Genomic DNA, 18527 nt, shown 5'->3' with positions numbered 1-18527 from the left:
TTCTCCCGCGCGGAAAGGGAATTGGGGCTGGGGTGTTAAAGAGCACACCTGGACTCTGTGGGGGTTTGGTGACGGCGAGAGCGGGACACTGTGGCGCGGCCCCCCCCCCTGCCCGTGCGGGCGGGGGGCAGCGCCACGGCAGCCGGGTCAGAGCTCTCGCTGAGCGCGTCATGCCCACGAGGGTCGGGCACCGCGCCAAGCCGCCGCGGGGGAGCGTAGCGGACTGGAAGGTTTCCTACCAGTGGTTCGACGGGGGGCGCCGGGCAGCGGCCTAAGAGGCTCAGTGGAGGTGGAGGCGGAGGAGTAGCTCGCCGAGCGGCACCGTCCTGACCTCATGCAGGCTGTTCTCCCAGTAGGGGCGATCGAAGGCGCGTGCCCACTCCATGGTTTCCTGCCACGGTCGCGCAGCACGGGGCTCGGGGAGGGGCTCGGGGGCCCGGGTGTCGAAGTCCTTGATCGTGTCGTAGGCCGTCTTGCAGGGGCCGGACACCGCCTGTTCGGTCTCCTGGAGCACAGTCGCAAGGCCGGGAAGCGTCCGGCTGTCTTGAGCATCACCCCATGCCCGGCTCGCCTCTTGGGCGCACGCCACGATGTTGTCCTGGAGGTTTATCCGGTTCTCGATGCGGCCGAGACCGGCGGCGCGCGCCTTCTTGATGCCGTACGAAACGATGCCGTCGGCCAGCTTGCTCGCCGCGTTGGTCTGGACGTCGGCTATCGAGACCGTGAACGTGTTCGTCAAGGAGTAGTGGAGGATGACCGATTCGTCCGGCAGGACGACCGTCCCGTTTGGCGCCACAACGTTCTGCGCGGCTTGCCTGGCACTCTCGACGGCCCACTGGCTGAGGGTGTCGCCCGAGGGGATCTTCGGCTCGACGACGCCGTCCCTGCTCTGTATCAGCAGGACCGCCCCGTCCCGCGACGTATTGGTGAGCACCGAGCAGGTGGGTCGTCTGGCGGCCTGGCTGTACTCCGTGTACCGGCCTTCGTACCCGGCGACGACCGTCGTCGGCATAGTGCCCTGGCAGGCCGCGGCCACCGCGGGGACAGGCGGGACAGTGGGGACAGCAGGTGCTACGAGTGTCAGCGGCAGCGCAGCGGCCACCGCTCCGACCGTGAGGATTCTTGGGGCAGTAGACATGGTGGGCTCCGGGCATGCCGTGAGCAGCCCCCGAGGGGACATCTCCAGTCTGCGCCCGGATCGCTCATCGCACGACCGCGAGCCCCCACGAAGCCACGGCCGGCGCCGCATACGCGCCCGCGGGGAACAGCCGCCGGCCGGTCAGCGGGGTCGGCACGAGCCGGGGCGGGGCGGGGGCACCCGGTGGCGACTCCAATCCGCTCGTCCGGGACTTGTGCGCTGCTGCCGCGAGAGCGCCCCCAAAGCAGAGCACGCGTGGGCACCGCCCCTCTCGCAGGACAGCCCGGCAGGCTGTGACAGCCGCGAATGTGACGTGCGTCTTGCTCGCACGCGCCAGATCCGTCAGGCCAGCCCCGCGGGTGCACCCCCCGGCCGTGCGAACTGGGTGCGGTACAGCTCCTGGTAGCGGCCGTCCAGTGCCAGCAGTTCGTCGTGGGTGCCGCGTTCCGCGATGCGGCCGTTCTCCACCACCAGGATGAGGTCGGCGGAACGGATCGTGGAGAGGCGGTGGGCGATGACGACCGCGGTGCGGCCCTCCAGGGCCTCACTGAGAGCCTCCTGGACGGCTGCCTCGGAGGTGTTGTCGAGGTGCGCGGTGGCCTCGTCGAGGATGACGACGCGCTGGCGGGCCAGGAGCAGGCGGGCGATGGTCAGGCGCTGGCGTTCGCCGCCGGAGAGCCGGTAGCCGCGTTCGCCGACGACGGTGTCGAGCCCGTCGGGCAGGGAGGCGACCAGTCCGTCCAGGCGGGCTCTGCGCAGGGCGTCCCAGAGGTCCTCCTCCTCGGCGTCCGGGCGGGCGAGCAGCAGGTTGGCGCGGACCGACTCGTGGAAGAGGTGGCCGTCCTGGGTGACCATGCCGATCGTGTCGCGGATCGAGTCGGCGGTCAGATCCCGTACGTCGACGCCGCCGAGGCGTACCGCGCCCTCGTCCGCGTCGTACAGCCGGGGCAGCAGCTGGGCGACCGTCGACTTGCCCGCGCCGGAGGAGCCCACGAGGGCCACCATCTGGCCGGGCTCGGCGCGGAAGGAGACGCCGTGCAGTACTTCGGCGCCGCCCCGGGTGTCGAGGCTCGCGACCTCTTCGAGGGAGGCGAGGGAGACCTTGTCGGCCGAGGGGTAGCCGAACCGTACGTCGTCGAACTCCACCGCGACCGGCCCGTCCGGCACCGCCTTGGCCTGCGGCTTCTCGGCGATCAGCGGCTTGAGGTCGAGCACTTCGAAGACCCGCTCGAAGCTGACCAGCGCGCTCATGACCTCGACGCGCGCCCCGGCAAGCGCGGTGAGCGGCGCGTACAGGCGGGTGAGGAGCAGGGCGAGGGCGACGACCGCGCCCGCTTCGAGCTTGCCGTGCAGGGCGTAGTAGCCGCCGAGCCCGTAGACGAGGGCGAGCGCGAGGGCCGAGACGAGGGTGAGGGCGGTGATGAAGGCGGACTGCGCCATCGCCGTACGGACGCCGATGTCGCGCACCCGTCCGGCTCGGGCCGCGAACTCGGCGGACTCGTCGGCGGGCCGCCCGAACAGCTTGATCAGGGTCGCGCCGGGCGCCGAGAACCGCTCGGTCATCCGGGTGCCCATCGCGGCGTTGTGATCGGCGGCCTCGCGCTGCAGCCGCGCCATCCGGGTCCCCATGCGGCGCGCGGGCAGCACGAACACGGGCAGCAGCACCAGTGCGAGCAGGGTGATCTGCCAGGAGATGCTGAGCATCACGACGAGGGTGAGCAGGAGCGTGACGAGGTTGCTGACCACGCCGGAGAGCGTGTTGCTGAACGCTCGCTGTGCGCCGATGACGTCGTTGTTGAGGCGGCTGACGAGGGCCCCGGTGCGGGTCCGGGTGAAGAAGGCGACCGGCATGCGCTGGACGTGGTCGAAGACCGCGGTGCGCAGGTCGAGGATGAGCCCCTCGCCGAGCGTCGACGACAGCCATCGGCCGACCAGGCCCAGGGCCGCCTCGGCGAGGGCGATCGCGGCGATGAGCAGTGCGAGACGGGTGACGGTCCCCGTCTCCTCGCCGCCGACGATCGCGTTGACGACGCGTCCGGCGAGGAGCGGGGTGGCCACCGCCAGGAGTGCTGTGGCGATGCTCAGCAGGAGGAACAGGGCGATGCGGCGGCGGTGGGGCCGCGCGAACACAGCGATGCGTCGCAGGGTGGCTCGGTTGAACGGACGTCGGTCCTGCTGCGCGGTGATGACGTTGTGGAGCTGTGTCCACGCGGTGGCTTCCATACTCATACGAGAAACGTACGACCTCTAGTTAAGTTGAGGTCAAGCGTTCCACCGAATCAGCCCACCTTGACCAGCCGCCAGCACTGGTTCGCACCGCCGTTCGCGGGCCACTGGATCACCTGGGCGCCCAGGGCGAGCGAGCCGCCGCTGACGTCCATCAGATGGCCGTCGAGCCGGGACTCCAGGACGTAGCAGTCGCGTACGCCCGGGGTCACCCGCCACTGCTGGTTGGTCCCGCCGTTGGCGGCCCACAGGTCCAGCTGGGTGCCCGGCACGACGCTCCGGCCGGGGACGTCGAGGTGTTTTCCGCTGGCCACGCCGGTGACGGTGTAGTAGCCGTCCCCGGTCGAGGCGAGCTTCCACTGCTGGTTGGTGCCTTGGTTGCCCGTCCACTGGATGATCGGGGTTCCGTCGGCGGTGCCCTGCCCGGACGCGTCCAGGAGCTGGCCGCTGTTGGTGTTGACCAGTTGGTACGTGCCGTCGAGCGGCGCCGTGGTGCCCGGGGTGATGCTCAGGTTGGCGAACTGCGCGCCGTAGTACCCGGCGGTGCCGAGCCCGATCTGGCCCGCGCCGTAGCTGTTGTCGGTGACGGTGGCGAGTGTGGTCGCGTCGAGCTTCGCGGTGATGGTGGCGCCCTGGAAGGTGAGGGCCAGGGTGTGCCAGGTCTTCAGGCCCGGTGCCGTGGCCGTACCGCTGGCCAGGGTGGTGGAGGACCAGGCCGTGTCGGTGCGCAGCAGCGACCAGGCGCCGGTGTCCGCGACGCGGAGGTGGTAGGCGTTGAGGCCGTTGTTGTTGCGGCCCTGGGTGCCGACCCGGCCGAGCAGTTCCACCGCGCCGGGCTGTTCGAGCAGAGCGTCCGAACGGACGGTGTAGTTGGTCCAGTTCACGTCACCCATCAGCGCGTACGGCTGCGGCGTGGACTCGTTGGTCCAGCGGATGGGTGTGGTCGGTGCCTGCTGGCGCAGGCAGCGGCCGGTGCGGCCGCCGGCGCACGGCGCGGTCTCGAAGGCGCCGTTCATCGCGGCGACGTACCGCGCCTCCTGCCCGGTGGCGGTCCCGGCCAGCGAGTCCGCGTACGGCAGGGCGAGCGGGGCGCGCTGCGGCGAGGCGACGGTGCCCGCGCCCTGTCCGGTCGTGGTGGTGACGGTGTAGAGGTGACCGGGCTGGAGGGTGAGCCGGTACGTCCCCGAGGCGGCGGTGAGGTCGGGTTCGGGCACCAGGTGTGCGGTGGCGCCGTCGCTGGAGAAGTCGGTGGACCAGACGTGCAGGGCGCCGGCCGGCAGTCCGCCCGCGACCTTCAGGGTGACGGTCTGGGCGGCGGTCGCGTCCATCGTCTCGAACACGGTGGACCAGGCGGCCTTGCCCGGCGCGGCATAGCTCACGTAGCTGCCGTTGGTACGGTTGCCGCCGAGGTAGCCGGAGGCGGTGTCGAGGTACTGCCAGCCAGGGGCGGTGAACTGGGTGGTCTGTGCGGTCGCCCAGGCACTGCGGTCCACGCTGTACGCGCCCGACCAGGGCTGGTTGGCCGTCACCAGGCCCATGCTGTTGAACGAGAGGTTGGGGTAGAGCGCGGCCACCACCGGCCAGTTGATGAAGGCGGTCATCTTCGCGTCCAGGTATCCGCGGTTGATGGCACGGGCCATCGGGGCGGCACCGGTCGCCGCGTCCTCGGAGCCGTTCTCGCTCGCCCAGAGCTGTTTGCCGGTGGCCAGCGCGTCCGGGGTGGTCGAGCAACTGGTCATGGCGGACATGTAGCCGCACGGGTAGTGGGCGCCGACGATGTCCACGGCGTCGTTGAGCGCGCGGTCGCCCCGCATGGCGGTCGCGATCTGCCAGCCGTCGTCGGCGCCGACGACCTTGGTGGCGTACCCCTTGGCGGCGAGGGTCGCGTGCAGGTTCTTGTACCAGGCGGCGTTGAAGCCGCGCTCGTTCCAGCCGCCGAGGTAGTCGATGGTGAGGTTGTGCTGCTTGGCGCAGCCGAGCCAGGACACCAGGTAGTCGATCATGTCCTGGGACCAGAAGTTGCCGTTGCCCACCCAGCCGGGTGCCCCCCAGGAGAGTGCGGCGAGTTTGATACCGGGGTTACGGGCCTTGGCCTGCTCCATCAGCCACCACTCGTACCCGTTGGAGCAGTTGACGCTGGACCGGGTGTGCTCGATGGAGGATTCGGCGCCGTCCGTGGAGTTGGTGTCGCCGCCGACCTCGACCTTGAGGATCTGCAGGGCGGCGCCGTAGCCGGGCTTGAAGAGGTAGTCGAGGATCTGGCTGCGCTGCTGCTCGGGGTAGTCGAGCAGCAGCCGCGTGTTGCCACCGCCTCCGCTGATCGCCCCGACGCCGTCGAAGATACGGCCGGGGGACGCGCCGTCGACGGTGATGTCGGTGTTGGCGGCGGCGGCCTTGGGGGCGGCGCCGGCCGCCTGCGGGACGGTGGTCAACGACAGACACAGCAGAAGGACTGCAAGCAGGGTACGGGGAAGGGATCTCATCGTGGTGCGACCCTCTCTGACAGGGAAACAACTACATGCACGCACATTTTCGATCACAAGCGAACTCAAGTAAGCAGCAGCAAACACTAGGAAGGCCACGGTGAGGCGTCAAGGCCCCAGACGTGCCTCGGTAGTTGTGTGGGACTTTGTGCGGATCATCGTGCGGGCGCGGGCACGCGAAAGGGCCCGCCGGCCGGCGGGCCCCCCGGGTGTACGTGGTACGGCGAGGTACTCCGACCGCCGACGCACGGCCTCCAGCAGCCGCCGTCAGGCGTCGGGGTCGCGCAGGCCGACACAGTCGAAGGCCCAGAAGGTCTCCGAGTAGACGAAGGTGCCCGTCATCCACGGCTCGTGCGCGGACAGTCGGGCGACCTGGAACGCGGGGTCGGGGATGCGCAGCGACGGCGAGCGGAAGCCCAGCGGGCTCGCCGCCTCGAAGCCTCGCGTGCGGTAGTACACCGGTGATCCCTCCAGGAACACCAACGGCACCCCCTGCCCGTCGGCCGCCGCGAGGGCGTGCTCGATGAGGCGGGCGCCGATGCCCCGGCCCTGGGCGTCGGGGTGCACACCGAGCGGCGAGAGGGACATGACGTCCACGATCCGGCGCGGGGCGTCCAGACGCGCCGCGCTCAGCAGGACGTGCCCGACCACCCGGCCGGCGAGGGTGGCGACGAAGGACATCGGGGCCAGCGGCGCCCGTGCCGTGCGCAGCGCCTCCACCAGACCGGGCACCCGCCCGTCCCCGAACGCGTGCGTGTGCACCTCGCGTACCGCCGGGTGATCCGCGTCCGTCTCGTGACGGATCACCAACTCACCGTCGGCGGTAGAAATCGGGGAGGTAATTGAGGAGCCTTCCCGCTGATCGTGTGATGTCATGGTCGCGAGCGTAGGCTGCGGAACGCCTCGCACGCACGGCAATTAGAAGGTCAGGGGACGGGGACGACCGACGTGGACGCCCGAGCTCTGCCCGCTGCCGGGCAACGCACCCCCGGCCGCGCGCCCTTCCACCCTTCTCGCCATGGAGACACCTTGTCGCTGCGCATCACCGCTCTGACCGACCCCGACGAGAACACCGCCGGCCGCAGGCTCGCCTGGCTGGCGTCCGGGGCCGAGGGCGCGCCCGTCGGATCCGCGTTCCTGCGGCTGTTCACCCGGCCCGGGCAGGACCACCTCGCCGAACTGGACGTCCAGGTCCACCCGGCCGAGCGGCGCGGAGGCGTGGGTTCGCGGCTGCTCGAAGCGGCCGTCGAGGCGGCGCGCCGGGACGGCCGTCGCAGCGTGATCGCGCAGGCGACGGCGGACTCCCCCGGCGACGCGTTCCTCGCCGCCCGGGGTTTCGGCAAGGTACTGACCCTGACCTACACCCGGCTGCCGCTGGCCGACGCGGACCTCTCGTCCCTCACCAAGGCCATCGGGACGCCGCACCCCGGCTACCGGCTGACGTCCTGGGACGGGACGGTGCCCGACGAGCTCGCCGACACCTTCGTGGCGTCGCGCCGGGCCATGGACGACATGCCGATGGGCGCCACCGACTTCGGCACTGTGGTCTGGGACCTCGACCGCGTGAAGGCGGCGGCCGCGGCCGTCGCCAAGCGCGGCGAGACCCTGCACACCGTCGCGGCCGTCGACGAGTCGGACGGCTCGATCGTCGGATTCACCGAACTCGTGGTCCCGGGCGACGGCACCGGCGACGCCCAGCACTACGGCACCGCCGTGCTGCCCGAACACCGCGGCCACGGTCTCGCCCACTGGATGAAGGCCGCCTCCATCCACCAGGCCCGCGAGAGCCACCCCCACCTCGCGGGGCTGCTGACCGACACCGCGGACAACAACCCGCACATGCGTCACATCAACGACACGCTCGGCTATCTGCCGACGCACGCCGCCCACGAGTACCAGCTCGACCTGTAGGCGAGCCTTCCGGCCCGGGACTCACAGCAAGCCGCCGTACCCTGACTCACCCGCGACAGCGTGCAGTGAGGTGAGGCGGATGAGCGGTCCGAACCGTCCCGGGGACGTTCTGGTCGTCGACGATGACGACGCGGTGCGCCGCTCGCTGGAGCGGGGGCTGCGGCTCAGCGGCTTCCGGGTGCGCACCGCCGACGGCGGGCGGGCCGCGCTCGCCGCCGTCGGGCAGATGCCCCCCGATGTGCTGGTGCTCGACGTCTCCATGCCGGGCATGAGCGGCATCGAGGTGTGTACGGCCCTGCGGAGCGCCGGGCACGACCTGCCCGTGCTGATGCTGTCGGCGCTCGACGAGACCGCCGACCGCATCGCCGGGCTCCAGGCGGGCGGCGACGACTATCTGGTCAAGCCGTTCGCGCTCCAGGAGCTGGTGCTGCGGCTGCACGCGCTGCTGCGCCGCCGCCCGCCCGCCGAGCACGACGTGGTCCGGGCCTGCGGTCTCGTCGTCGACCCGGCGGCCCGTACCGCACACCGCGACGGACGCCTCCTCGACCTCACCCGGCGCGAGTACGAACTCCTCGAAGTCCTCGCCCGCAACACCGGCCTCGTCCTCAGCCGCGACCAGCTGCTCGAACGGGTCTGGGGGTACGACGTCGACGTACGCACCGACGCGGTGGACACCTTCGTCAGCTATCTGCGCCGCAAGCTGGAGGCGGACGGTGCTCCCCGTCTCCTCCACACCGTGCGCGGGGTGGGTTTCGTCCTGCGGGAGCGGCCGTGAAACTGTCCACCCGGATCGCCCTGGCGGTGGGCGTGGCCGTACCGGTACTCGTGCTGGCCTGCGGCTGGCTGCTGCTCACGCTCGTCGCCCGCGATCTGCACCGCGAGGAGGACAGCCATCTGCGGACCCGGGCCACCGCGATCGCCCACGACGCCCGCACGCTGCTGCGCGCCGCGGCCAACGACCAGCCCACCGCCGAGGAGAACCGTCAGCGCAAGCTCTTCAACGCGGCACTCGACGTGGGCGTACGGCTGACCGGGCCCGACGGGACGTTCAGCGGCGGTCCGCAGCCCGACGCGTCGGTTCCCCTGCCGGACGCCGGAAAGGGGCCGGTGACCGTGCGGGGCGCGGGCCGCAGCTGGCGGGCGTACGCTCTGCCGGTCAAGGGGCCGCAGGTGTCCGGCACCCTGTGGGTGTTCGCGCCGGACACCGCGAACCGGGCCCGACTCGGCCTCGTACGAAGGCGGACGGTGACCACCGCCCTGCTCGCCGCCCCGCTCTCCGCGCTGCTCGCCTGGGCCGTCGCGAGCGGTGCGACCCGCCCGCTGCGCCGGTTGCGCCGACAGGCGGCGGGCCTCGACCCCCGTACGAGCGCGGTACGGCTCGAACACCGGCCGACCCGGGTCACCGAGGTCGACGACCTGGCCGCCACCCTCCAGACCGTGCTGGCCCGCTACGACGAACAGGCCGCCCGCACCGCCCAGGCACTCGACACGGCCCGATCCTTCTCCGCGGCCGCCTCGCACGAGCTGCGCAATCCGCTGATGAGCATGGGCACCAACCTCGACGTCCTGGCCCTTCCCGGACTGCCGGAGGCCGAACGCGCCGCGGTCGTCGACGAGCTGCGGGCGGAGCACGCGCGGCTGCTCGGCATGCTGGTCGCGCTGCGGGAACTGGGGCGTGGCGATCTGGTGGAGCCGGACGCGTTCCGCCTGCTCGACGTCGCGGAGACCGCGGACGCGGCGGTGGCCGAGGCCCGGCGGCGGGCGCCGGACGCCCGGATCACCCTGGACGCGGAGCCCGCGCCGGTGCACTGCTGGGAGCCCGGCATCCGGATCCTGCTCGACAACCTCGTCGGCAACGCGCTCGCGCACGGCAGGGACGCACAGGGCCGGGCCGAGATCGCCGTGGCCGTCCGCCGGGAGGACGCGCACGTGCTGATCACCGTGGACGACCGGGGCCCGGGCATCCCGCCCGACGCCCGCCAGGAGGTGTTCCGGCGCTTCCGCCGGGGTCCCGGCAGCACCGGCTCCGGACTCGGCCTCACGCTGGCCGCCCAGCAGGCGGCGCTGCACGGCGGGACCATCGAACTGGGCGAGGGGCCGGGCAACGTGGGCACCAGCTGCACGGTACGACTGCCCGCGCGGGCCCTGTCCCAGAGCGGCGCACTCCCCCTCCAGCGGGACTGGCTGACGCTCACGGCCGCCCGGTCACAGAGTTTCCACAAAGAGCCTTCCTAGCCTCCCGTTGTTGGAACCAATCCTGTGGAACGGGAGGCAGCAACCATGAACAAACCCTTCTCGCCCCGCCGCCGGGTGGCCGCGGTCGCGCTGGCCGCGACGGCCGTACTGACCGTCACCGCGCCGAGCGCCTTCGCGAACGCGACCCCCTCCAAGACCCCGCGCACCACGGCCGAGGCGCCCAAGAGCGACGGGGCCAAGGGTGTCTGCAAGCGCGCACCCAAGGTCGCGGCGCGCCTGGGCCGCTCGCTCGACCGGCTCAACGGCGGTGTGAACACCGTGGGTTCGGTGGCCCGGCTGCAACAGCGGGTCGACAACGCGAAGAAGGAGGACCACAAAGCGATCGAGACCTACCTCGGCGACAAACTCACGTACCGGAAGGGATTGGTGACGACCCTTCAGCAACGCCAGAAAGACCTCAAGGACGTGGCCGCCTGGTGCAAGGCCAACAACAGCGGGACGAAGTGATGCGTGTCCGCGCGGTCCTGCACACCGTGGCGGCGGTGGCTCTGACCGCCGCGCTCGCCACGGCCTGCTCCCACTCCCACGCCCGGTCTGACTCGCCCTCGGGCACGGAGCAGCAGATGGAGCAGAAGGTCGGCGCGGCGGAGTCGGCAGCGGCGGCCGCGGACACGGATGCCAAGGGGGACAACTAGGGACGGTCCGGCGAGCGGGCCGTCCGTGACGGCGGCCCGCCCTTCGGCCCCGAAACGCCTGCGAAGGTCCGCAAACAACCCCTGCAACTGCCCCGCCGCGCCTTGACGTCTGCTCTATGGACGGACAGTGGGCGGTGGTCGTCGGCGCGGGTCTGGACGCCAGCGGTGCGATCGTCGGCGCCCTCACCACATGGGCGAGTACCCGCGTCTCCGCCCGCGGGCAGCTCAACGTGGCGCGTTTGCAGCTCGTTTCGCAGCAGGAGGCCGAGACGATCGCCCGCAAACGCGCCGCGTACGCGGACCGGTTCCTGTGCGTGGACACCGTCCGGCGCCAGATGCGGATCGTGCGCCGACACGTTCAAGCGCCGCGGGGCACCGAAGACGGCCTCGAAGCGAACCGGGCGGCCGTGCACGACCGTATACGGGACACACAGGCAGCCGAGTGGGTGCTGCGCCTCATGCTCGCCGAGGACGAACAGGCAGCGGTGACGGACCTGATCAATGCGATCTACACCTGCCACCCCGCGCTCATCGAGGACGTCGACGAGTGACTGGCGCGCGGGGAGCCGGACGGGACACGCGAACCCGCCGACACCCTGCGGTACAGGGAGACCACCGGCGCCCCGCAGGCCCAGATGCTGGACTTCGCGGGCTAGGGCGTGTACTCCCCGGGCGAGATCACCACCGGCGCGGCGGCCAGGACAGCACGGGCCGACGGCCGGTGGACGAGGAACCCGGTTGCCCGGCCCCGGCGCTCCTGCCAGAGTCTCCGCCATGCCTACGTTCTCCGCTTATGACGGAACCAAACTTGCCTACCACGTATTCGGGGACGGGCCCCCGCTGATCTGCCTGCCCGGCGGACCGATGCAGGCCTCCATGTACCTCGGGGAGCTCGGTGGTCTCTCCGCGCACCGGCGGCTGATCATGCTGGACCTTCGGGGAACCGGTGATTCATCTGCTCCGGAGGACACCGCCTCGTACCGCTGCGACCGGCTCGTCGACGATGTCGAGGCGCTGCGCGAGCACTTGCGCCTCGACCGGGTGGATCTGCTCGCGCATTCCGCAGGTACGAATCTGGCCGTGCGGTACGCGGAGCGTCATCCGCAGCGCGTCGGCAGGCTCGCCCTGATCACGCCCAGTGTGGCGGCTCTCGGCATCGCGGTGTCGGGTGAGGTCCGGCGCGAGACGGCGCTGCTGCGCCGGGAGGAGCCGTGGTTCCCGGAGGCGTTCGCGGCTCTGGAGGCGATCTTCGCCGGGAAGGCGACGGCTGACTCGTGGCCTGCCGTCGCGCCGTTCTGGTACGGGCGCTGGGACGAGGCGGCCCGGGCCCACAAGGCTGCCGAGGACGGGCAGAAGAACGGGGAGGCCGCGGCGGCCTTCGGGGGCGAGGGCGCCTTCGATCCCGAGGCCACACGGGCGGCGCTCGCGCGGCTCGCCTCGCACGTCCTGCTGCTGGCCGGGGAGGTCGATCTCAATTCGCCGCCGCGCGCGATGGCCGAGCTGGTCGAGGTGTTCCCGCACGCCGAGCTGGTCGTTCAGCCGGGGGCCGGGCACTTCCCCTGGCTCGACGACGCCGAGCGGTTCGTGACGACCACCGGCGCGTTCCTGGACTGACGCCTCCGGGCAAGCCGTCGGTGCCCGCTCCGCGGACCGCGGAGCGGGCACCGGGTGTCGGGGACGCACGAGGAGGGGAACCCTGCGTCCCCGGCACGCGAGCGGCCGTACCGACGGACGGGCGCGGCCACTTCGAAGCCCTGCCACCACCATCGCAGGCGCGCCCCGCCCGCCGACAGTGAACCGCCAGCCACAATCGCTCCCCCGGTGGCGCACAAAGGGGCGGAGAACGGTCTCGTGTACGCACGCTCCATCAGTCGCGGTGGCAACGATTTGATCGCGAAACCGGACGCGAGCATTCCCGCGGCCGCGCTCCGGCGTTGAACCGGGCATGGACAGGGACGCTGCACAGGGCCCGGAAACCGCGCACCGGGCCGAACTGACCGGGGCCTACTGGCTGTCCACACCAGCCCGCCCGGGATTCGACTGCGAATGGTGCACCCGGCTGCGTGAGGCGGACCGGCGGGCCTCAAGGCTGGCCGGCGCCTCCGGCACGGGGTGGGAGAGCGACCGGATGAGTCACGCGCGGGCGGCCATGATGAGCCTGGCGCTGGTGACCATCGTGCTCGCCATGGCGATGACCGCCTCCCACATGTGACCGGGCAGGGTCATGACCGGGCAAGGTCAAGCGGGCAGCGTGGCGAGGCAGTCGGTCAGGTGCCGGTTGACCTCGTCGGGGCGCTCCTGCTGGATCCTGTGGCCGCGGCCGTCGAGGATGTGCGAGGCGCGCAGTCCGGGCAGGGCGTCGGGGAACGCCTCGATCGCGTCGGTCGGCCATGACGGAGTTTCGCGGCGCCCGCCCGCCGCCCCGCCTCCTTCCTCAACCGCTCCCCCAGCTCCCCCGCTGTGAAAAACGTTTGGCGGTCCGGGGGCGGCGTGCGTAGCGTCACCACTCGTGACTTCCACTCCGGCTTCCACGCCCACGCTGCGTACCGAGCGTCTGCTCCTTGAGCGGTACACCCCCGAGGACGAGGAGAGCTTCGTCGCCTTGTTCCAGGACTCCAGGGTCTCCCGGTGGATGGGGGACGGGCCTACGTCCGAAGCGGACGACCGGGCCCTGTTCGGGCGGATCTTCACCAAGGTCTATGCCGAGGAGCGGTTCGACGTCTGGGCCGTTCGCCGGAACGGGCGGCTGGTCGGGCATGCCGAGATCAAACCGACCGACGTGGTCGACGGGCACGAGATCATCTATGCGCTGGCCCCCGACGCGTGGGGTTCCGGCCTCGGCGTGGAGGTGGCCCGGGCCATCGTCGCCTACGGCTTCGACACCCTCGGGCTGACCGAGGTGCACGCCACCGTGGCCGCGCCGAACACGGCGTCACTGGCGGTGCTGGCCAAGATGGGGTTCGAGCACGTCCGGGACATCACGGAGGACGACGGCAGTACGACCCGGGTACTGACCTGCACCCAGAGCCGCGCGGCCACGGCCACAGGCGCGGCTTCGGACGTACGCGACCCGCGGCGCCCCGCCATGCGGCAGCCGACACAGCCCGGGTGACCCTGCCGGGCCGTGGCGTCGCGCCAATGGCGTGAACCCACCGTTGCCCGCGGCCGGGTACGGGTACCCGGGCGGTCCCGCGACGCACGAGCGAGGATGGGGAGGGACCGCCGATGAGGGCTGTGACGTGGCAGGGCAAGCGGAATGTCCGGGTGGAGACCGTGCCGGACCCGGTGATCCAGGAGCGCACCGACGCGATCGTGCGCGTCACCTCGACCGGACTGTGCGACTTCGACCTCCGTCTGTACGAGCAGCACGACACCCTCGCCCCTTTCGTCGAACCGGGAGAGATCCTCGGCCACGAGGCCATCGGGATCGTCGAGGAGACCGGCTCCGAGGTGCCGGACCTCAAGCCCGGCGACCGGGTCGTCGTGCCGTTCCACATCGCCTGCGGACACTGCTGGATGTGCTCGGCGGGGCTGCCCGCGCAGTGCCGGACGACCCACGACCCGGACCACGACACCGGAGCCGCGCTCTTCGGCCACGGCGAGCGGTACGGCTCGGTACCGGGCGCGCAGGCGGAGTATCTGCGCGTGCCGCAGGCCCAGTTCGGGCCGATCCGGGTGCCCGAGGGCCCGCCGGACGACCGTTTCGTCTACCTCTCCGAGGTACTGCCGAGCGCCTGGCAGGCGGTCCAGTACGCGGACATTCCGCCGGCCGGTACGGTCGCCGGGCTCGGCCTCGGCCCCCTCGGCGACATGGCCTGCCGGATCGCCCTGCAACGCGGCGCCGCGCACGCCATCGGCGTCGACGTGGTGCCCGAGCGGCTGGCGCGGGCGCGCAAGCGGGGCGTGGAGGTGTTCGATCCGGGTGACTACGAAAGCCAGGACGAGCTGATCGCCGCGATCGGCACCCATACGTTCGGCCGGGGGCCCGACTCGGTGATCGACGCCGTCGGCACCGAGGCCCACGACGGTCTGCTCGGCCAGCTGGCCCTCGCCCAGCAGGTGTCCGGAACCGCCCCGCCGCAGGGCCGGGCCGCGCGGCGTACCGCCACGACCGGCGCCGACCGGTCGGCCGCCCTCCATCTGGCGATCGCCCTGGTCCGCCGGGGCGGCACCATCTCGCTGGGCGGCGACTACGGCGGGACCGCCGACCCCCTGCCGCTGATGACGCTGTCCGACAAGCACGTCCAGCTGCGCACGGGCCGGACCAACGTCAACCGCTGGAGCGACGACATCATGTCGTTCCTCGCCGACGACGACCCGCTCGGCGTGGACGACTTCGCCACCCACCACCTCCCGCTGGAGCAGGCTCCGCACGCGTACGACATCTTCGACCGCGGGGCCGACGGCGCCGTCAAGATCCTCATGCGACCCTGACTGGGCTGTCCCCGTTGACCGGCTGGGCGGACGGGGGCAGGCGGCATGAGTGTCGTAGGGGTGGAGCGGTCGCGGGAAGGCGTCCGCGGTCGCAGGGCGCTCAACTCCGCGATGTGGGCGCTTCTCATACCCGGTGGCACAGCGCTGGGCGCCGCAATCGCGCAGTACACGGTCTGGGTGGGCGCGATCGTCATGCTCGGCTTCACCGCCGTCGCCGCCTGTCTGATCGGCGGCTCCTGACACCGCGCCTGGGCCGCGACGCTCGCCCTGTTCGGCCGTGCCCGCCATCATCGTTCCCCCGTCTTGGAGCCGCTCCCCCTCAGGACGCCTCCGCCCCGTCGATCAGTTCCTGCACCCGCTCCCCCATACAGCGCCCGAGGGCCTGGTACGCGTCGAACTGCCGGTGGTCGAACCACTGGTCACTGGTGCTGTCGTGTGGGAAGACCGGGTTGGCCGCCGCGTACGAGAGCAGTTCGTACGGCAGGTCCTTCGTCAGCGTGGTGCGGGCCACGATCAGGGTGCCGCGGCGGTCCCGGTGGCCGTCGATGTCCAGGTCCTCGGGGTAGGTGATGTCGCCGGTGACCACCGACGTACGGGACAGCCGGGCGTTGAGCTCGGAGAGCACACTGGGGGGCTGGAGCGGGTCGCTGCTGCCGGGGACCAGGCCGGTCGGCTCGTGCAGGGTGATGGTGATGCCCAGTTCCTCGTGGGCGAGCGCGATCGCCTGGGCCAGGGTGGTGGCGAAGGGCGGGATGTCTCCGCTCGCGTCGATGCAGACCGCCGTCCGTACACCCTGCCGCAGGAGCTCGACCAGGCCGAGGTTCTCGTAGTGGCCGCCGTCGGTCACCAGCAGCAGCCGGTCGTCCATCGGGTAGCGGCCGAACACCTCGCGCAGCAGATACGGCAGTCGGCGGATCAGCGGCGCCGGGGGCGACGGCCAGCGCGGGGTGTTCCACTGCTCGGCGAGCGCGCCGGGGTTGGGCAGCCAGCTGCCCAGCCGTGCGTTGGAGAGGGCGAACAGCGTCTGGAAGGTGCGGGCCTGGGCCCCCATGGCCGAGGCGAAGGCCGCACCCGAGATCGCGATGGCCGACTGGACGGTCAGGTCCCGCGCGATGTGCCGCTTGGAGCGCTGCTCCAGACAGGCGGTGCAGGCGTAGCCCACATCGGGTCCGCCGACGTAGTCGTGGGAGAGCGTGTAGGAGACCGCCCGGCGGCCGGGCGGTGTGCGGTCGCTGCCGGAGAGGTTCGCCGCGCCGGCGAAGATGACCTGGGGGAAGTGCTCCTTGCGCGCGCCGTACTCGCTGAGCGTGGTGGTCTCGGTGGCGAAGTCGTACGGCCGGGCCACCTGCGTACCGTGCGTGCCGGGCAGGATCTCCCGGCGTACGGCGAACGCGGAGGCGAGCCGGCGGCGGTAGAAGGGGTGCAGGCTCATCCACGTCTGGTCCAGGAGCGAGCCGATGAACAGCAGCACGGCCGGGACGCAGATCCGCATCCACAGCGGCCAGGCCCAGCCGGTTGCCGTCGTCCAGCCGAGGATGAACAGGAAGACGACCGCGAGCACGACCAGCACGACCCACACCATCAGATACTGCAGCAGGCCGTTGGGCACGGCACGGCTCAGGCCCGACCGCCCCCGCACGACCTCCATCACCTTGGACAGACCCGAGCGCACGGTCTGGCGCCGCCGCCACAGGGTGCCCACCAGCGCCGCGACATAGGTGACCAGTACGGTCACGCCCGCGCCCACCGTGGCGTCGGGGCGGCTGATCTGGTGCCGGGTCTGGAGGTAGACCGCCGACCAGGCGAGCAGCGGGAGCACGACGACCACGGCGGTCAGCGCGAGTGTCAGCACCACGAACGCCTGGAAGGCCCGGGCCAGCCAGCGGGCCACCTGGTCGGCGCGGTCCCAGACGTACGCGGCGAGCCACAGCAGCCAGATCCCGGCGGTGGCGACGAGCGTGTACGCGACCGTCCACACCGCCGGGTCGCGGAACGACGGGCGCGGTGGCGTGGCCGTGCAGTGGGCGCAGAAGCGAATGCCGGGCTTGGCGAGGTGGGTCAGGTCGGTCACCGGCACCTCGTGGTACGCCCAGCTCAGCACCAGCCCGATGGTGCCGGTCGCGACGGCCAGCAGGAACAGGGACGCGAGCAGACCGCGCAGCAGCACTCCGAGGGCGACCATCCACTGTCCGGTGCCATCGGCGACGTACTTGGAGTGCCGCCGCAGATGGTCCTCCTCGGGCGAGCCGGGGGCGAACACGTCCCTGGAGGTGAGGGTGTCGTTCAGGGCGAGTTGCATCGCGCCGACCGTGTAACCGCCGCCGGAGACGGAGACCAGGTACCGGGCCTCGCGCAGCGACCGGCGCAGCGCCTGGAGGGCGCCGAGGGTGACGGTGGCCGAGCGGATGCCGCCCCCGGAGACGCAGAAGCCGAGCTTCGCGTGCTGTCGGCCGGGGGCCGTCGTGCTCTGGTAGCGCCAGTGCGCCGAGGGGACGCCCGGCTCGGCGTGCGGATGGATGACCCCGGTCGGCCAGACCCGCCCGTCGGCCTCCGCGACGGGCCACGGGGGAACCACCTCGGGGGTGGAGGTGGGGTGTTCGTGGTGGGGCGACGGGGTGGGCGCGTCGTCGTCCGCGTGGGGGTGCTCGTCGTCGGCGTCCGCGTTCGCGGGTTGCTCGCGCCCGCTCGCGACCTCCTTCCACGTCCCCCTGCCCGCGCGGGAGACCGTGGTGGCCCACACCATCGCGCCCACGACCGTGGAGGCCCCGAGCATCGGCCACTTGACGGTCTCCAGCGCCGTGGCCGTGGCGAACGGCCAGTCACCGACGGCGCCGTGCACCCTCAACGCGCCGACGAGCAGACCGTTTTCGACCAGACCGAACACCGCACCGGCGAACGTGGCGATCATCGCCCAGTGGGAGACCTGACGGCCACGCCGCCCGGAGTACGCGTGGTGCCCGATCAGGAACACGAGCAGCAGCGTCGCGGTGCCGCAGGCGACCCACACCATGTGGGCCACCAGCGCGTCCCGGAAGGCCGGGGCGTGCCCGTCGTACACCTGCTTGGCCGCCGTGGCCGTACCGGCGAGCTGGAGCCGGGCGATGTCGACGTCCGGGGCGCGCCACAGGAAGTAGGCGCCTCCGAGCGCCGCCGGAACGAGCGCTGCCCAGGCCCGCAGGAACCCCTGCTTGGCCGTGACGGGCCGGGCGGGCCGGGCAGCCGTCGGGGACGGCTGCGAGGAGTGAGGCATCGGGTCACCTCGTGAGGTCGGTCGTGGTGCGTACCGTCCCGGTGGTCCACGGTCCCCCGGCCGTGGACCACCGGGACGGTACGCGCGGGTCTAGGGCGTGGTTTGGGAGGGCCGGGTTCCCTGTGGGGGGGGGGGGGGGGGGGGGGTGGCGGGGGGGGGGGGGGGTCGACACAACCCTAAGAAGGAGGTAAGAA

General features: G+C 71.8%; 17 protein-coding genes. 11 read left to right on the top strand and 6 right to left on the bottom strand.

Going from position 1 to position 18527, the window contains the following annotated elements; genetic code table 11:
• Window positions 1-280 precede the first annotated feature (280 nt).
• From ACZ499_RS24415 to ACZ499_RS24400, 4 genes are all read right to left on the bottom strand, one after another.
• Window positions 281-1012, bottom strand: a complete 732-nt coding sequence (locus ACZ499_RS24415; RefSeq protein WP_468677888.1) for a hypothetical protein — start codon at window positions 1010-1012, stop codon at window positions 281-283.
• A gap of 468 nt (window positions 1013-1480) precedes the next feature.
• Window positions 1481-3367: an ABC transporter ATP-binding protein gene (locus tag ACZ499_RS24410; protein WP_468677886.1), complete on the bottom strand. Its 1887-nt coding sequence runs from the start codon at window positions 3365-3367 to the stop codon at window positions 1481-1483.
• A 50-nt stretch (window positions 3368-3417) separates the two neighbouring features.
• Window positions 3418-5847: an RICIN domain-containing protein gene (locus ACZ499_RS24405; RefSeq protein ID WP_468677884.1), complete on the bottom strand. Its 2430-nt coding sequence runs from the start codon at window positions 5845-5847 to the stop codon at window positions 3418-3420.
• A gap of 267 nt (window positions 5848-6114) precedes the next feature.
• Window positions 6115-6723 carry a GNAT family N-acetyltransferase gene (locus tag ACZ499_RS24400; protein ID WP_468677882.1) on the bottom strand — a complete coding sequence of 203 codons (609 nt, stop codon included), beginning with the start codon at window positions 6721-6723 and terminating at the stop codon, window positions 6115-6117.
• Between the two features lie 153 nt (window positions 6724-6876).
• Here ACZ499_RS24400 and ACZ499_RS24395 point away from each other — a divergent pair, with 153 nt between their 5' ends.
• The 8 genes from ACZ499_RS24395 (at window position 6877) to ACZ499_RS24360 (ending at window position 12861) form a co-directional block, all read left to right on the top strand.
• Complete coding sequence (locus tag ACZ499_RS24395; protein ID WP_468677880.1) at window positions 6877-7758, top strand: GNAT family N-acetyltransferase; 882 nt, start codon at window positions 6877-6879, stop codon at window positions 7756-7758.
• A gap of 79 nt (window positions 7759-7837) precedes the next feature.
• Entirely contained in the window at window positions 7838-8533 is a 696-nt protein-coding gene (locus ACZ499_RS24390) for a response regulator transcription factor (RefSeq protein ID WP_468677879.1), read from the top strand.
• Entirely contained in the window at window positions 8530-9993 is a 1464-nt protein-coding gene (locus tag ACZ499_RS24385; protein WP_468677877.1) for a sensor histidine kinase, read from the top strand. Before ACZ499_RS24390 ends, ACZ499_RS24385 begins: the two co-directional genes overlap by 4 nt.
• Before the next feature lie 45 nt (window positions 9994-10038).
• The gene (locus ACZ499_RS24380; RefSeq protein ID WP_468677875.1) at window positions 10039-10461 is read left to right on the top strand and encodes a hypothetical protein; all 423 of its coding nucleotides are present in this window, start codon (window positions 10039-10041) and stop codon (window positions 10459-10461) included.
• A complete protein-coding gene (locus ACZ499_RS24375; RefSeq protein ID WP_468677874.1) occupies window positions 10461-10649 on the top strand; it encodes a hypothetical protein in 189 nt (62 codons plus the stop codon). The genes ACZ499_RS24380 and ACZ499_RS24375 overlap by 1 nt, the downstream gene beginning before the upstream one ends.
• Before the next feature lie 116 nt (window positions 10650-10765).
• Window positions 10766-11200, top strand: a complete 435-nt coding sequence (locus ACZ499_RS24370; protein ID WP_468677872.1) for a hypothetical protein — start codon at window positions 10766-10768, stop codon at window positions 11198-11200.
• A gap of 223 nt (window positions 11201-11423) precedes the next feature.
• On the top strand, window positions 11424-12263 hold the full coding sequence (locus ACZ499_RS24365; RefSeq protein WP_468677870.1) for an alpha/beta fold hydrolase: 840 nt from the start codon (window positions 11424-11426) through the stop codon (window positions 12261-12263).
• A 331-nt stretch (window positions 12264-12594) separates the two neighbouring features.
• Window positions 12595-12861: a hypothetical protein gene (locus ACZ499_RS24360; RefSeq protein ID WP_468677867.1), complete on the top strand. Its 267-nt coding sequence runs from the start codon at window positions 12595-12597 to the stop codon at window positions 12859-12861.
• 26 nt (window positions 12862-12887) lie between these two features.
• Here the strand turns inward: ACZ499_RS24360 and ACZ499_RS24355 are convergent, their stop codons facing one another.
• The gene (locus ACZ499_RS24355) at window positions 12888-13169 is read right to left on the bottom strand and encodes a hypothetical protein (RefSeq protein ID WP_468677866.1); all 282 of its coding nucleotides are present in this window, start codon (window positions 13167-13169) and stop codon (window positions 12888-12890) included.
• Between ACZ499_RS24355 and ACZ499_RS24350 the strand changes: the two genes are divergently transcribed.
• The 3 genes from ACZ499_RS24350 (at window position 13159) to ACZ499_RS24340 (ending at window position 15323) form a co-directional block, all read left to right on the top strand.
• Window positions 13159-13761, top strand: coding sequence for a GNAT family N-acetyltransferase (locus ACZ499_RS24350; protein WP_468677864.1), 603 nt, complete (start codon window positions 13159-13161; stop codon window positions 13759-13761). The two genes, ACZ499_RS24355 and ACZ499_RS24350, sit on opposite strands and share 11 nt — an antisense overlap.
• Before the next feature lie 113 nt (window positions 13762-13874).
• The gene (locus ACZ499_RS24345) at window positions 13875-15083 is read left to right on the top strand and encodes an alcohol dehydrogenase catalytic domain-containing protein (protein ID WP_468677862.1); all 1209 of its coding nucleotides are present in this window, start codon (window positions 13875-13877) and stop codon (window positions 15081-15083) included.
• A gap of 45 nt (window positions 15084-15128) precedes the next feature.
• A complete protein-coding gene (locus tag ACZ499_RS24340; protein ID WP_468677860.1) occupies window positions 15129-15323 on the top strand; it encodes a hypothetical protein in 195 nt (64 codons plus the stop codon).
• 79 nt (window positions 15324-15402) lie between these two features.
• Here the strand turns inward: ACZ499_RS24340 and ACZ499_RS24335 are convergent, their stop codons facing one another.
• On the bottom strand, window positions 15403-18333 hold the full coding sequence (locus ACZ499_RS24335) for a hypothetical protein (protein WP_468677858.1): 2931 nt from the start codon (window positions 18331-18333) through the stop codon (window positions 15403-15405).
• Between the last annotated feature and the right edge of the window lie 194 nt (window positions 18334-18527).

Source organism: Streptomyces sp. NPDC031265 (assembly GCF_055570295.1).
This window is presented reverse-complemented; position numbering and strand designations above follow the sequence as displayed.